This window comes from Stenotrophomonas sp. 24(2023) (assembly GCF_030913365.1).
Taxonomy (GTDB): Bacteria; Pseudomonadota; Gammaproteobacteria; order Xanthomonadales; family Xanthomonadaceae; genus Stenotrophomonas.
The window spans coordinates 20519-35032 of sequence record NZ_CP133160.1 but is presented as its reverse complement, the minus strand read 5'-3'; the positions used below and the strand labels follow the sequence as shown (position 1 = coordinate 35032).

General features: G+C 63.1%; 12 protein-coding genes. 4 read left to right on the top strand and 8 right to left on the bottom strand.

The genetic code is table 11. The annotated features are described in order from the left end of the window. Positions 1-353: 353 nt before the first annotated feature. The 8 genes from Q9R17_RS00140 to tssJ form a co-directional block, all read right to left on the bottom strand. On the bottom strand, positions 354-1265 hold the full coding sequence (locus Q9R17_RS00140; RefSeq protein WP_308156453.1) for a PoNe immunity protein domain-containing protein: 912 nt from the start codon (positions 1263-1265) through the stop codon (positions 354-356). A 41-nt stretch (positions 1266-1306) separates the two neighbouring features. Next, positions 1307-2215, bottom strand: coding sequence for a PoNe immunity protein domain-containing protein (locus Q9R17_RS00135; protein ID WP_308156452.1), 909 nt, complete (start codon positions 2213-2215; stop codon positions 1307-1309). A gap of 289 nt (positions 2216-2504) precedes the next feature. Next, entirely contained in the window at positions 2505-3557 is a 1053-nt protein-coding gene (locus tag Q9R17_RS00130) for a PoNe immunity protein domain-containing protein (protein WP_308156451.1), read from the bottom strand. Positions 3558-3565: 8 nt separating this feature from the next. Further along, a complete protein-coding gene (locus tag Q9R17_RS00125) occupies positions 3566-4990 on the bottom strand; it encodes a hypothetical protein (RefSeq protein ID WP_308156450.1) in 1425 nt (474 codons plus the stop codon). Continuing rightward, positions 4987-7959, bottom strand: a complete 2973-nt coding sequence (locus Q9R17_RS00120) for a type VI secretion system Vgr family protein (protein ID WP_308156449.1) — start codon at positions 7957-7959, stop codon at positions 4987-4989. The genes Q9R17_RS00125 and Q9R17_RS00120 overlap by 4 nt, the downstream gene beginning before the upstream one ends. A gap of 10 nt (positions 7960-7969) precedes the next feature. After that, on the bottom strand, positions 7970-8764 hold the full coding sequence (icmH, locus tag Q9R17_RS00115; protein WP_308156448.1) for a type IVB secretion system protein IcmH/DotU: 795 nt from the start codon (positions 8762-8764) through the stop codon (positions 7970-7972). After that, positions 8761-10095, bottom strand: coding sequence for a type VI secretion system baseplate subunit TssK (tssK, locus tag Q9R17_RS00110; protein ID WP_308156447.1), 1335 nt, complete (start codon positions 10093-10095; stop codon positions 8761-8763). Before tssK ends, icmH begins: the two co-directional genes overlap by 4 nt. 213 nt (positions 10096-10308) lie before the next feature. Further along, positions 10309-10932: a type VI secretion system lipoprotein TssJ gene (tssJ, locus tag Q9R17_RS00105; protein WP_308156446.1), complete on the bottom strand. Its 624-nt coding sequence runs from the start codon at positions 10930-10932 to the stop codon at positions 10309-10311. A gap of 254 nt (positions 10933-11186) precedes the next feature. On the opposite strand from tssJ, the gene Q9R17_RS00100 reads away from it, so the two are divergent. The 4 genes from Q9R17_RS00100 to Q9R17_RS00085 all read left to right on the top strand — a co-directional run bounded on the left by Q9R17_RS00100 (position 11187) and on the right by Q9R17_RS00085 (position 14466). Then, a complete protein-coding gene (locus Q9R17_RS00100; RefSeq protein ID WP_308156445.1) occupies positions 11187-11798 on the top strand; it encodes a tetratricopeptide repeat protein in 612 nt (203 codons plus the stop codon). A gap of 29 nt (positions 11799-11827) precedes the next feature. Further along, a complete protein-coding gene (gene tssB / locus Q9R17_RS00095) occupies positions 11828-12328 on the top strand; it encodes a type VI secretion system contractile sheath small subunit (RefSeq protein WP_308156444.1) in 501 nt (166 codons plus the stop codon). A gap of 3 nt (positions 12329-12331) precedes the next feature. After that, entirely contained in the window at positions 12332-13822 is a 1491-nt protein-coding gene (gene tssC / locus Q9R17_RS00090) for a type VI secretion system contractile sheath large subunit (RefSeq protein WP_308156443.1), read from the top strand. A gap of 146 nt (positions 13823-13968) precedes the next feature. Beyond that, positions 13969-14466 carry a type VI secretion system tube protein Hcp gene (locus Q9R17_RS00085; protein ID WP_006465355.1) on the top strand — a complete coding sequence of 166 codons (498 nt, stop codon included), beginning with the start codon at positions 13969-13971 and terminating at the stop codon, positions 14464-14466. Positions 14467-14514: the final 48 nt, after the last annotated feature.

The window sequence follows — 14514 nt, the reverse complement described above, 5'->3', positions numbered from 1 at the left end:
TGCCAAGCTGGTGAGCCGTCCGGACGAGGTCACTCAAGGGCGTGGCTTACTTTCACGGTGTACAGCAGACTGTTGTGCCGCTTTTTGTCGACCTTGAAGTAGATCGAGTAGCCACGAGACGTTCCATCAACCCGATTCGTTGTGCATGTGGCAATGCCACTGCTGCAGTGAACCTCAAAGGTCATGTTGCTGGCGGCCGGGATATCGCCCATCTTCATGTCACCGTCGAACGGTCTGCTGTCGATGTCTACCTCGCCGTCGAACGTTCGTCTGGGTCTGGTGGTCTATCCGTTGCCGGATGCCGGATGCCGGATGCCGGATGCCGCATGGGAATGGTGAGGCGGGGCGCCTGTTCATTCCATTATTGGTGGTGTCTTGTCCGCGGCCCATATCCGGAACGTGTCACCCAGGTCGCTGCCTTCGCTGCCTTCGCTGGTTGCGCCTGGCGCGATCTGGCGGGCGTAATCCGCAAGATCCTTGGGGTAGAACGCCATATCGCGATAGCTCGCATCATCGATGCCGAGCACGATGGTGGTCGCGGCAGCTTCCCACGACCAGTAGCCATAGAAGGCGATGTCACTCTCGCCATGCTGGTCAATGTAGGGTTCGCGCCGGCTGGCGTGGTACCACTCGTCAAGATAGGTGGCCATCAGGGCCGGGCGCTTGTCGAGTGGGGCATCGAAGACTTTGAACAGCTTGCGGTAGGGAAGGTGCCGGGTTGCGGTGTCGGGGATGGGTCTACCCGGGGCCCATGGTGCGACCAGTCGTTCCAGCAGTCCGTCATGGATGTCCAATTCGGCGTTGACGTAGTCCAGGAACGACATGACGCGTGGCAGGTCGTTGGTATTGCCTGTAAGAATTCCAAAGCAGACTAAGCGAAGCGCGACGATCCAATAGCTTTCGCTCACGAGCGGCGCATGAGGAATCCGATCGCCGGAGGTGTTTTCAGGCGAGTCATCATAGGCCTTGTCAAAAGTGCCGTACTCCTCCGCCCATCGCAGAACATACGGCCAGATATCACCAATCTCGGCCGGCGGTGCACCTGCTGAGTACTGCAGGCTCATGAAGTCCAGTGTGTCCCAAAGACGCCGACGCGTGGAGGTCATCAATCCCCCACTGGTGGCCTTGGCAAGGTGCTTTGGCAGATCCACAGTTATCATCGCGATCCTGCCAACGGTGCTCTTGAACTGAGCTAGATAGGTCTCGTAGCGCTGGTAGGGTTCTCTGCGTTTCTTGAAACCTTCTTCGCTGATCTTTCGGGCCATCCAGGCCTTCCAATCGGGGCTCACAGGTTGCATACGAGATCTCATAGTGCGGGCGTGTACCACCAGCCGCCGCGGGGGCTGGGCTCGTTCGCTGCTACGCGGCCAATACGTTCGTCGCTGGGCGCGCCGGACGCGATCTGGCGAGCATAGTCCACAAGATCCTTGGGATAGAACGCCATATCACGATAGCTCGCATCATCGATACCGAGCACGATGGTGGTCGCGGCGGCTTCCCACGACCAGTAGCCATAGAAGGCAATATCACCCTCGCCATGCTGATCAATATAAGGTTCGCGCCGGCTGGCGTGGTACCACTCGTCAAGATAGGTAGCCATCAGGGTTGGGCGCTTGTCGGGCGTGGCATCGAAGACTTTGAACAGCTTGCGGTAGGGGAGGTGTCGGGTTGCGGTGTCCGGGATGGGTCTGCCCGGAGCCCACGGTGCGACCAGCCGTTCCAGCAGTCCGTCATGGATGTCCAATTCGGCGTTGACGTAGTCGAGCATGGCCATGACACGCGGCATGTCGTTGGCATTGCCTGTAAGAATTCCAAAGCAGACCATCCGCAGTGCAACCATCCAGTATTCTTCGTCTCTCAGCGTGACGTGTGGAATCCGATCGCCGGAGGTGTTTTCTGCAGAGTCGTCATACGCTTTGTCAAACCTCGCGTACTCTTCTGCCCATTCAATAACGTAAGGCCAGACGTCTGCAATTTCCGCTGCGGGTGCGCCAGCAGAGTATTGCACGCAGAGCCAATCAAGCGAATCCCAAAGGCGCCGACGCGTCGAGGTCATCAATCCCCCATTCGTGGCCTTGGCAAGGTGCTTTGGGAGGTCGACAGTCACCATCGCGATCCTGTTGATTGTGCTCTTGAATTGAGCCAGATAGGTCCCGTAACGCTGATAAGGTTCTCTGCGTTGCTCGAAGCCTTCTTCGCTGATCTTTCGGGCCATCCAGGCCTTCCAATCGGGGCTCACGGATTGCATGCAAGATCTCATATCAGAAGCGGAGCACAAGGAAGCATGAATGCAACGGTGACCTGCTGTGATGCCGCAGCTTTGGTTGTTCGGTCACCATTCCCACACGGAGGTGCACATGTGGCGACGAAGAAGCCGGCGTCGCCGCGGAATTGTGCTTTTGGCTTGCCGCCGAAGCCCTCAACATGAGGATCTGCCAATGATTCTCCATGCAGCTCGCGGCAATTTCCGCCTTGCCGAAGGGCTCAGTGCTGGTGGCGGAGAGTCAACCCAACGCCGGCGGCGTCTGGTCTGCGGCCCATATCCAGAAGGTGTCGCCCCAGTCGCTGTTCTCGATGGAGGGGAAGATGTCGCCTTCGCGGAAGTAGCGTCGACTGCCTTGTGCAGGTGTGTACCACCAGCCATTGCGCGGGCAGGGCTCGTTCGCTGCTACCCGGCCAACACGTTCGTCGCTGGTCGCGCCGGACGCGACCTGGCGGGCGTAGTCCGCAAGATCCCTGGGATAGAACGCCATGTCGCGATAGCTCGCATCATCGATGCCGAGCACGATGGTGGTCGCTGCGGCTTCCCACGACCAGTAGCCATAGAAGGCAATGTCACCCTCGCCATGCTGGTCAATATAAGGTTCGCGCCGGCTGGCGTGGTACCACTCGTCAAGATAGGTAGCCATCAGGGCCGGGCGCTTTTCGGGCGTGGCATCGAAAACTTTGAACAGCTTGCGGTAGGGGAGGTGTCGGGTTGCGGTGTCCGGGATGGGTCTACCCGGAGCCCACGGTGCGACCAGTCGCTCCAGCAGTCCGTCATGTATGTTCAATTCGGCGTTGACGTAGTCGAGTATGGCCATGACACGGGGCATATCGTTGGCATTGCCTGTAAGAATTCCAAAGCAGACCATCCGTAGTGCAACTATCCAGTATTCTTCGTCTCTCAGCGTAACGTGTGGAATCCGATCGCCGGAGGTGTTCTCTGCAGAGTCGTCATACTCCTTGTCAAAGCGCGAGTATTCCTCTGCCCATTGCAGAGTGTATGGCCAGATCGCCGTAAGTTGATTGATGGCTGCGCCTGCCGAGTACTGCAAGCTCATTAAGTTAAGCGCGTCCCATAGGCGCTGTTGTGTGGACATCATTAGGCCAGATTTGCGTGCCTTCGCAACATGCTTAGGTAGGTCAGTTGTGACCATGACGATGCCGCCGAGGGAGTCTTTGAACTGTGCGGAATAAGTATCAAAGCGCTGATATGGTTCGCGGCGGCCATCAAATGCCGTTTGTTGTACCTTCCAGGCAAGCCAGGACTTCCAGTCAGGATTACTAAATTGCATGAATTATTTCACTTCGGAAGTATGGAGTTGGGTAGGATGAATTCAGTGGCTATTTGATGGCTGGTTGCTGCTTTGGCGCATCTTCCTGACGAATTTCCTTTGGATTTTTCGTGCGTGTTGTGGTTTGGTCCGACCACCGTGACGATGCTGCGATCATATGGGCATCTAACGAGGGTGCGTGTAACATCGCCATCCTCACTAATATCAGTAGAGGCGCCAAGTTTGAAATCATTTCGGCGCCATGCGCTTACCTTCGGGAGCAGCGTGCTGGCATGCGCTGGCAGAAGCTTTGCGGTTGCAAGCTTCTTCGCAATCCATCGGTGGCTCATCTGCTTGCCATCTGCGGTGACCTTTGAATTAACCGCCCCCTTGGCCTTCTTCTCGTCCTGCTCTCCCAGGTACGCATCAATTCCATACTCCAGGGCCTGGTAGACCGCCTTGGCAGTCTCCAGCTTGTGGAACGGGCCCCCCGTTCCCTTGGTGTCACTGATGCGATAGCCATGCGGCAGTCGGGCACCATGCCACACATGGTCGATACCCTGATGACCAGGCTGGCGCATCTCGAACAGGTGCCCGTTGAAGCTCACTTTGCTGCGGTTGCGCTGACGCTTGACGAAGTAGTAATCGGCGATGTGCTCGCCGGATGCCCCCAGTTGGCTGCGGCTCAACGTCGAGCGGTCGCTCTGGCGTTTCGTGGCGTTGGCGGTTCCACTCGATGGCGTTGCGGTGCCAGCCGATGTATGGCGGACGGTGCCTCCGGTCTGGGAGCCGGGTGTGGGCAGCTTGGCTGTGGATGTTCCGATGCTGCTGCTGCCGCTGGTGGTCGGCAACGGGTCATGCAGCGCACGCTGGTGCGCCTGGCGAAGATTGCCCATGGCCTCGTCGATCTTTCGGCTTGCCAGGCTCTTCAGTTCCTGAAGCTGCTTGACCAGCTTCTGTACGCCCTGGCGACCCAGTACCCAGTTGGTGACCCGGTATTCCAGCACGTCGACCATGCCGGCCAGGATGTCGTCGACTGATTTCGTCAGTTCGCGCGCGTACTGCGCCCAGTTGAGGTGGCGGAACCATTTCTCGATGTCTCCGCGGACCTTGTTCGGCAGGCTGTCGAGGATGCGCCCCATCTTCTTGCCATTGCGCAGCATCATGAAGACATTCTTCAGGGCGTCCCCAAATACCGGCACGATCGCGATCAGCGAAAGCACCAGCGAAATCCAGCCATCCACGGCGGCAGGCGCACGGGTCAGCGTGTAGAGGCTGCGGAGGATGTTGTAGACATCAATCGCCTGTCCTACATACGGGATGCACCCCAGCACGACGGAGACCACCATCTGGGCGGCCGAATCGCCGCGCCCCTCGACAACTTCCTGGACCCAGGTAAGAATTTCCGCCAGCGTATCGTCTTCAGCCTTCTTCAGTGCGGCATTGCTGCTCATGCGCTTTCCCCGGCATCCTTGCCATTCTCATCCAGAACAATTTCGCGATGCTCTCCGGGCGTGCCGTCGCCGGCATGCGTCTCTTCAAGCTCGTCGAAATAGTCGTAGGCATTGACCAGATCGTCGTAGGTCTCTTCGCCTGAATAGATCGCAGCGACCTCATCCGGGAAGTAGTTGTCTTCCATGTACTCGTTCTCGGCTTTGGCGTAACGCTCAAGTGCCTGCCGGGCATCCTCCGGGGAGGTGGGTACGAAGCCAAAGATCGGGTTCGCCGGGCGTTGCGGGTAGGCGAAGGCTTCACGCTGGTCATAGCCAAAGAAGACCTTGCCAGGGCCCGGCGGATTCTCGATGCGGGCCTCACCCTTATCGTCCAGCTTTCCCTCGGCGCTGGTGCCGTTGTCGAACATCACCCGGAATGGCGCGCCGACTACCGGCTTCAGATCCTTGTACGCGTACTTCAGATCAAGTGCGCGTGGCGTCAGTCCGAGGGGGAGTGCCGCCAGCAGCGGTTGCGAGCTCTCCCCCCCCATGAACGGATGCTCGCCAGCCTTGACCTTGAACTCGCCCGGGCAGCTGAAGGTGATGTTGCCGCCGTCCAGGGTGATCGCGCTGCTGCCGGCCTGCAGCACCACCTTGCTCTGCGCCAGCACGTCGATGCGCTCGTCGGTGGCGGTGATGGTCAGCGCCTGCTCGCTCAGCAGTTCCAGCTCGCCATCGTGGGCCTGCAGACTGACCGGGCCATTGGCCGCGATCACCCGCAGCGGGCCGCTCTGCGTGAACAGCGAAACCTGTTCGCCGGACACCGTCGCCAGCGTCTCGCCGGCGCTCACGTGCAGGTCCTGCTGCACCGTCATCTGCAGGTTCTGCCCGGCATAGGCCACCGCGCTGGCCGGGGTGGTCCAGGCGATGTGGTGCGGGGCCTCGGCCAGCAGCAGCGGCGTGCCCAGCCGCTCTACCGGCTGGTCACCGGCGCTGCGGCCGTCGCTGCCCGGCTTCATCGCGCTCTGGCCATTCACCTGGCCGCTGTAGCGGCCCTGCGCCTGCGGGTCGATCTGCTCGCGCAGCTGCCGGGTGCGCTGGAATTCGGCCAGGCCCGGTACCTGCTGCTGGCCCAGCGTCTGCTGCATCTGCTCCAGGCTGCGCTCGGCGCCCTTGAGCTGGGCCACCACGCTGGCGTTGTCCATCACCGTCGAGCCGGCACCGGCCTGCAGGCTGGCCGACAGCAGCAGGCCCTCGGCGGCGTGCACGTTGCCCCAGCCCTGGGTGGCCAGCTCGAAGCCTTCCCCGCGCAGGCTGCCGCGGGCGGTGTCCTGGTGGGCGATCAGGTAGCCCAGTTCCAGCCGGCTGTCGGCCAGCGAGCTGTGCAGGCGGGTGCGCAGCTGGCCGGGGGTGTCGTCGATCACCCACTGCTGGGTGCCGCTGCCGTCATGGGATCGGGTGTGCAGGCCGCTGAGCACGCCGGGATGCCGCGCCTTCTCGTCGATGCCACCGCCGAAAGGCGGGGCGACCTCGCCGTTGTACAGCTGGCCGGTGATGCGCGGCTGGTCGATGTCCCCGTGCAGGAACTCCACCAGCACCTCGCTGCCGATGCGCGGCAGGAAGGCGCTGCCCCAGTTCGGGCCGGCCACCCATTCGGCCACGGGTACCCAGCTGCCACTGGTGTGGTCGCCCGGGGCATGGCCGGAACGGGCGCTGCCGGTGTCGGTCAGCCCGCCGGGGTTGGGGCTGGCACCGCGCTGCCAGCCGAACTGCACGCGCACCTGGTGTTCGCGGCTGGGGCTGAGGGCGGCATCGGCCACGCCCACCACGCGTGCGGTCTGCGGGCCGTGCAGGGTGGGCCGGTCCTGCGGCAGGGCGCGCACCGGCACGTCCACGCCGGTGGCCAGGAAACGGTTGCGGTAGCTGCCGCGCTCGGCCTCGGCGCTGCCCAGCAGTTCGGCGATGCCCTGGTCCAGGTTGTTCACCGCCACGTGCTGCACGGCCAGCAGCTGGAAGCGCTGGCCCTGGTGCTGCGGGTGCTGGGACAGGGCAAAGGTGCTGCCGGCGGCCAGCCGGCGCTCGCTGCCGCTGCCGCTGTACAGCACCTGGCCCACGCGCAGGGCATCCAGGCGGGCCTGTGCTTCGGCATCGGCCCAGCCGGACTGGGCAAAGCGCCCGGCGCGCGGCTGCACGTAGACCTCCAGCGCCGGCAGGGTGCCGGCATCGGCGCTGGACTGGCCGGCAATGGCGCTGACCTGCTCGCTGTGCCAGCTGGCCACGGTGCTGGCGTTGGGCACCAGCTGCTGGCGCTCGGCAAAGGCGGTGATGCCATCGCTGGCCTCGGCCATGTCGGCGCGGTGGAAGCGCAGCGTGCCGCTGTCGGGCTGCTCGGCGCCGGGCTCGAACACCACCAGCGTATGGCCGGCCTCATCACCCTGGGCCTGCTCGATGCGCCAGGCCAGGCCGGCCTCGGCCAGCAGGCGGGTGACGAAGTCCCAGTCGGTCTCGCGGTACTGGGTGGTGATGGCGCGGGCGGGCAGGGTGGCCTGCACATCGAAGCGGAAGCTCGCCTGCGGGTAGTCGGCGAAGATCTGCTCGCAGATGGCGCGGGTGTCGCTGTCCTGGAAGATCACCGCATTGCGGCGCAGGCGCAGCAGGGCGGTCCACGGTTCCAGGGTGAGCCGGTAGCGGGCCAGGCCGCCGTCGCTGCCCAGCTGGGCCGCTTCGGTGCACAGGCCGTGCCACTGGCGCAGGCCGCCATCGGCCTGGCGCAGCTGCAGGGTCAGCGGCTTCTCCAGCCACGGGTCCAGTTCCAGGAACGCGTCGGTGGCCAGGCAGTCGATCTGCAGGCGGTTGTCGCCGCAGACCGTTTCCTCGCCTTCAAAGCGTTCGACCACCAGCCCGTCATGCGGGCCGATGAGCTGGATCAGCCGTTCGCGGTGGGACAGCGAGGCGAGTGAAGCGAGCAGCGCGGAGCTTGGGATGTCCATATCGACAGGCTCATGGCAAGGTGATCGTGATGTGCGCGGTGCGCTGTGGCATCTGCACCACATCGTTGTAGGCCGCCAGCTGCTGGCGGGTCTCGTGGCCCAGGTAGAAACGCAGGCCGAAGAACGCCAGCACGCCGAAGCAGCCGACCAGCGCGGCCGGCAGCCACAGCGGCACCACGCGGCGCAGGCGGTGGCGCACGTTGTCCGGCGGCAGGGCGTGCGGGGCGAAGCCATGGCGCTTGCCCTTCAGGTAGACGATCTCATCGCCCAGCCGTGCCGTCAGGTAACCCAGCTTCTCGGTGCCCTCCAGCCGGTACTTGCCTTCGAACCCCATCAGCAGGCAGTAGTGGTAGACCTCCAGCGACGGCAGGCGCGCCGCACCCTGGCGGCGCAGTTCTTCCAGGCGGTCGAAGAAGTGTTCGCCAGCCAGGTGTTCGCCGAACAGCCGCAGCTGCAGCGGGTTGCGCTCCCAGATTTCGTGCAGCGGCGAGGGCTGTGACAGGATCGCCTCGTCCACCGCCGCGCAGAACGCGTACTTGGCGGCGTAGACATCCTCGGCGGCTACACCCAGGCGCATCGCGTTGCGCTCCACGCCATCGAGGAACTTCTGCACGGTCTGCACGAAGCCTTCGGCATCGTTGGGCAGCTGGCCACGCTTGAGCAGCAGCAGCAGGTAGAAGCCGTCGGACATCAGGTCCTGCAGGCTTTGCGGGTTGGCAGCCTGGGGGGTGGGGTTGACCATCGCGCCATTGGCGGTCAGCGACGGCATCGGGCCCGGGGTCGGGGGCAGGGGGGAATTCATCATGAGGTCACCGCCACGAGTTCCATCTTCAGGTCGGCAATGCCGGCCGGCACGTAGATCATCAACGACTGCGACTTGAGCATGCGCTCGTACAACGCACCGCGTGCATCAAGTTCGAAGTAGTGGCTGCCCGGGCGCACCGGAATGGCCGCAGGCACCTGGGCGGCGTGCACCAGCTTCACGCCGGGCAATGCCGACAGCACGCACTTCTCCACGTCGTCCGGTGCACCCACCTTGAAGCGTACGGGCACGGTCTGGATGAGTTCCTGCGCGGGCAGGGCCGCCGACACCGACAGGTAGAAGGAGGCATCGCCATCGATGCGCTGCGAGTCGAGCCGACCCAGGTGATAGGACGGCTTGACCTCGTTCAGCGCGATCTTGAAGTAGCGCGTGGAGATCACCGTATCCAGCAACGCGCGCACGATGTCCAGCAGCTTGCGGAACGAGGCTTCGGGCTGGTCGTGCCGGTAAACCGGCAGATCGCTCAGCTGGTAGGCGTTGGAGAAGGTCAGCAGTGCACCGGCCATGCGCAGCAGTTCCTGGTGCAGGCGCTCAGGGTGCAGCTGCGGGTGGTGCAGCAGGTGGGCCAGTGCACTGAAGGAACTGTTGATGGTGTGCAGCAGCCAGAACGAGGCGATGTCGCCACTGCGGAATTCGATGATGTTCTGTGATGTCTGCCGGTGCAGGCCGTACAGCGCATCCACCTTGGCCTGCAGCGCGTCGAGCACCGCACGCAGTTCGCGGTGCAGGAACGGCGATGCCTGCAGCTGCGCGCAAGGGGGGATGAACTCGTCGTCCAGTTCGAACCCGCCGCTGGAGGTGCGGCGGACGCGCGCGACCGGCACCGTGCTGTAGGCGTCACGAGGCTGGTCGTCGGTGAGCAGCTTCACCGCCTTGCTCAGGTAGGACAGTTCCGCCTCCACCGCATCGGTGAACAGGTCCTGCGTATCGCGGTTGGCCTGGCGGTAGCGCGCCAGGACGGTGCCCTCGGCGTCGGCACAGTTGGCGCCGTCGTCGCGCAGCAACGGCAGCGCCAGGTACACCACGGTGGACTGCACGCCCGGTGGCAGCTCATGCAGCGATACCGCATCGGGCAGGCTGTCGTGGGCGGGCGCATCATAGGTCTCGCCATCGGGAAACACCGCCGACAGGTCGAGGGGCCGCAGCGTGCCGCCGGACAGCGCGTGCGGGTCGAAACGCACGCGGCGGGCGCCCCACGCATAGGGGTGCAATGTCTGCGACAGGTCCTGCAGGCGCGCTTCGTGGTACGCGTCCTGGCGCTGGAAATGCTGGGGGCGCAGGAACAATCCCTCGCCCCAGAGAACCTTCGACATCCTGCTTACATAAGCCACATTTCAATCCTTGGAAATACAGTGGGGCCGTGTGTCGGGCCTGGCATCGTCCGCGTGATAATCGCGCGGCGCGGGATCCCCATTATGGAATGTGAAAGTGTGAGTCACATCGCATATTTATCTGTGGGAGGCCGTCCGTTGCGCCGAGGATACTATCGCAAGACGAAAAGGCGGTGTCAGAATCCCGTCGCGGATTCAACGCACGCTCGCACAACGGATGGAAGCCAGGCTGCCGGGGTCGCCTGAAATGCGTGTCAACAAGGCCTTGCTGTCGCTGGTCAGGGCACAGGCGTGGATGCCGACGGTGACGCCCTCCTGGGGCAGGGTCTTGCCCTTGGTGTCGAACGCCAGGCGCCAGCGGTTCTCGGCCGGTGCACGGAACAGCGCCACCACGCCGAGCACTGCAGTGCCTTCACTCAACTGCTCGGACAATTCCTGACGCGCCCCCGGCGTGAGCACCACCTCGTTCACCGAAAGCAGGTCCGCGCCTAGTGCGGCCTGCTCTCCGGCCTGGTCGAGGAACGCATTGAAGGGGGCCTGTTCGAAGCGCTGGCTGCTGCGCAGGTGGTAGACCTTGACCACCGCGGCGGTTGCCCGCTTGTCGTTGGCGGCGTTGAGGTTGCTGCCGGCATACAGGCGCAGCGGAATGGTGGGGGGGGCTTCGGGCTTGCTGTCGCGGATGCCGACCGCCTGCAGGGTCTTGTCCATGGCCTTGCCCAGCTTGCTGTCGCTGGCGCAGCCGGAAAGCGAGGCCGAGAGTATGAGAAGTAAAGTTGTGACGGGTATCACGCGTTGAAATCGGAATGATTGCGCATTCATATGCTGTCGGCCGGTTGGAAAGTGCGGGAGTAAGTCACGCGTGAAACCGTTTTTTCTCGCGAATATCACATCGGAGTGTGAAGAGTGTGTCTACCGCGAAGGTCATCAACGTTGATGAAATTCACTATACCGATGCGTATTTGCGAATGTACACTGCCGCCGACAGGGGCAGGATTCCCGTGTGTTGTATCGGCGGGAATCAGGCTTCCTTTAGGAACCAATTTCGACGAGGGATCACTATGGAAGTGAAGGCAATGGGGAAGGCTGTTTATCGGCCGATGTTCGCGCTGGTGCTGCTGTCGGGTCTGGCAGCGTGTGCATCGGCGCCGAAGAAGGCCGAGGTCGTGCCGTTCGAAACAACGCTCAGCAACGCCGAAGCGCAGGTCACCACGGCCGGTGCCGATGCGGCGATCACGGCGTTCGAGGCGGCGGCCAAGGCCGACCCCACCCGCAAGGAACCGTGGGTGCGCATCGCCCAGCTGCAGTTCGACCAGGGCCAGTATGCGCGTGCCATCGTGGCAGCCGAGGAAGTGCTGCAGCGTGACCCGGATGATCTTGTCGCCGATGGCGTGATCACCGTTGCCGGTTTCCGTGTCGCCAACCAGTCGCTGCAGCGCCTGCAGGGCCGTGGCGCGCTGGCATCGGACACCGCACGCAAGGAAGCACAGACGCTCGCCAACACCCTGCGCAGCACCATGGGCGAAGCCATCCTCGAGCCGGCCAAGCCGAAGCCCAAGCCCCGCGTACGCGGTGGCCGCGCCACGCCGGCTGCCGGTGCCACGCCGGCCACGCCGCCCCAGACCCGCCCCGCCGCCCGCCCGCAGGGTTCCAACAGCGCCGATCCGTTCCAGAACATCGGCAACTGATCTGCCCGGCCCCCAGTAAGGAGACTCCCATGGCCAAGAAGGAAAGCGTCCAGAAGCGGCTGCAGAAGATTCGCCCGCCGCGCGTGCAGTTGACCTATGACGTCGAGAAGGGCGACGCGATCGAACAGAAGGAACTTCCGTTCGTTGTCGGCGTACTCGGCGATTTCAGTGGCAACCCCGAACAGCCGCTGCCGAAGGTGAAGGACCGCAAGTTCGTCAATGTGGACCTGGACAACTTCGACGAGGTGATGGAGGGCGTCGCCCCGCGCGCCGTCTACCGCGTGCCGAACAAGATCAGCGAGGACGGTGGTGAATTCGGCGTCGAGCTGAAGTTCTCCTCCATCGATGATTTCCGCCCCGAGGCGATCGTCCAGCAGATCGAGCCGCTGCGCCGGCTGCTCGAGTCGCGCACCAAGCTGGCCGACCTGCGCAACAAGCTGGCCGGCAATGAAAAGCTGGAAGACCTGCTGACCGACGTGCTCAACAACACCGAGCAGCTCAAGCAGCTCGGCGCGACCAAGGAGGACTGACCGATGTCAGCCGATGCCAGCCAGTTGGCCACCCCGTCCGCGGTCACCGAAGAGGTGGGCCTGCTCGACCAGATCGTGGAGAAGAGCAAGGTCGCCAAGTCGCGTACCGAACACGACCGCGCCAAGGACATCATCTCGGCCCTGGCCAAGGAGGTCCTCGACGGCACCGTGGTGGTGTCCGACAACCTCAACCTGACGCTGGATGCCCGCATCGCCGAGATCGACCGGATCATCTCCGAGCAGCTCAGCGCGGTCATGCATGCCGAGCAGTTCCAGCAGCTGGAAGGCAGCTGGCGTGGCCTGCACTACCTGTGCCAGCAGACCTCCACCGGGCCGAACATGAAGATCAAGGTCTTCAACTCGCCGAAGAAGGACCTGGTGAAGGATTTCAAGTCGGCCATCGACTTCGACCAGAGCGCGCTGTTCAAGAAGGTCTACGAGGAAGAGTTCGGTACGTTCGGTGGTGCCCCGTTCGGGGCGCTGATCGGCGACTACTTCCTGGGCCGCCAGCCGGAAGACATGTACTTCATCGAGCAGATGTCGCACGTGGCCGCTGCTGCCCACGCGCCGTTCATTTCCGCCGCCAGTGAAAGCATGTTCGGCCTGGAAAGCTTCACCGACCTGGGCAAGCCGCGTGATCTGGCCAAGGTGTTCGACACCGTCGAGTACGCCAAGTGGAAGTCCTTCCGCGAAAGCGAGGACAGCCGCTACGTGGGCCTGACCATGCCGCGCTTCCTGGGCCGCCTGCCATACAACCCGAAGGACGGCACCACGGTGGAAGGCTTCAACTTCGTTGAAGAGATCGAAGCGGCCGACCACAGCAAGTTCCTGTGGTGCAACACCGCCTACGCGATGGGTGCACGCCTGACCCAGGCCTTCGAGAACTTCGGCTGGTGCGCAGCCATCCGTGGCGTGGAAGGCGGTGGCCTGGTCGAAGACCTGCCCACGCACACCTTCCGCACCGACGACGGTGAAGTGGCGTTGAAGTGCCCGACCGAGGTGGCCATCACCGACCGTCGTGAAAAGGAACTCAGTGACCTGGGCTTCATGCCCCTGGTGCACTGCAAGAATACCGACTACGCCGCCTTCTTCGGCGCGCAGTCGGCACAGAAGCCGAAGAAGTACAACACCGATTCGGCCAATGCCAACGCGATCCTGTCTGCCCAGCTGCAGTACATCTTCGCGGTCTCGCGTATCGCCCATTACCTCAAGGCGATGATGCGGGAGAAGATCGGCAGCTTCGCGTCGGCGGGCAACGTCGAGGAATTCCTGAACCGGTGGATCGCCCAGTACGTGCTGCTGGATGACAACGCGGGCCAGGAAGCCAAGGCGCAGTTCCCCCTGCGTGAAGCCTCTGTGCAGGTTTCGGAGGTGCCGGGCAAGCCTGGCGTCTACCGCGCGGTGGCCTTCATCAGGCCGCATTTCCAGCTCGATGAGCTGTCTGTTTCGTTGCGTCTTGTCGCCGAACTGCCGGCGTCCGCGAAGAAGGCGTAACGGTTTTGCTGTAGCTGTAGCGTCAAGGGGAGCCCGCTCCCCGTTTCGCAGTGACGCGCATTTCAAGAGGGCCAAGCCCCCCTGAACCGCCGGGCCCCCGCCCGGCAACCCAATCTCACGGAAGAACGGAACTTAGGAGACCAGATATGCAACACGCTTTCCTCTCGATTGACACCATCAAGGGCGAGTCGCACGACGACAAGCACAAGGACTGGATCGAAATCCAGTCGTTCTCGCAGGACCTGCTGCAGCCGCGTTCGGCCACCGCGTCGACCTCCGGCGGTACCACGGCAGCCCGCGTGAACCTGTCGCCGATCGAAATCACCAAATCGATCGACCTCGCTTCCACGGCCCTCAACCAGGCCGCCTCCAACGGCACTACCTTCCCGAAGGCGCAGATCCAGTTCATGCGCGCCGACAAGGACGGCAACGCGATCAATTACTACACGGTCGAGCTGCTGAACGTGCTGGTCCACCGCGTCACCACCACGGTGGACAAGGAAGGCATGCCGCAGGAAGTTGTTCAGTTGAGCTTCGGCGCCATCAAGTGGACTTACCAGCAGCAGAAGCCGGAAGGCGGTGTTGGTGGCAAGACCGTGGCGCAGTGGAGCGCGACCAAGAACATCCCGAACTACACCGTGTGATGTTGTGTCACTGCGATGGCGCCTCGTGCGCCATCGCAGTCTGATCAT

Excerpts from the sequence above, each read along its gene's own strand:
- Q9R17_RS00140 (WP_308156453.1), bottom strand. The coding sequence starts at position 1,265 with ATGGCCCGAAAGATCAGCGAAGAAGGTTTCAAGAAACGCAGAGAACCC.
- Q9R17_RS00135 (WP_308156452.1), bottom strand. The coding sequence starts at position 2,215 with ATGGCCCGAAAGATCAGCGAAGAAGGCTTCGAGCAACGCAGAGAACCT.
- Q9R17_RS00130 (WP_308156451.1), bottom strand. The coding sequence starts at position 3,557 with ATGCAATTTAGTAATCCTGACTGGAAGTCCTGGCTTGCCTGGAAGGTA.
- Q9R17_RS00125 (WP_308156450.1), bottom strand. The coding sequence starts at position 4,990 with ATGAGCAGCAATGCCGCACTGAAGAAGGCTGAAGACGATACGCTGGCG.
- Q9R17_RS00120 (WP_308156449.1), bottom strand. The coding sequence starts at position 7,959 with ATGGACATCCCAAGCTCCGCGCTGCTCGCTTCACTCGCCTCGCTGTCC.
- icmH (WP_308156448.1), bottom strand. The coding sequence starts at position 8,764 with ATGATGAATTCCCCCCTGCCCCCGACCCCGGGCCCGATGCCGTCGCTG.
- tssK (WP_308156447.1), bottom strand. The coding sequence starts at position 10,095 with ATGTCGAAGGTTCTCTGGGGCGAGGGATTGTTCCTGCGCCCCCAGCAT.
- tssJ (WP_308156446.1), bottom strand. The coding sequence starts at position 10,932 with ATGAATGCGCAATCATTCCGATTTCAACGCGTGATACCCGTCACAACT.
- Q9R17_RS00100 (WP_308156445.1), top strand. The coding sequence starts at position 11,187 with ATGGGGAAGGCTGTTTATCGGCCGATGTTCGCGCTGGTGCTGCTGTCG.
- tssB (WP_308156444.1), top strand. The coding sequence starts at position 11,828 with ATGGCCAAGAAGGAAAGCGTCCAGAAGCGGCTGCAGAAGATTCGCCCG.
- tssC (WP_308156443.1), top strand. The coding sequence starts at position 12,332 with ATGTCAGCCGATGCCAGCCAGTTGGCCACCCCGTCCGCGGTCACCGAA.
- Q9R17_RS00085 (WP_006465355.1), top strand. The coding sequence starts at position 13,969 with ATGCAACACGCTTTCCTCTCGATTGACACCATCAAGGGCGAGTCGCAC.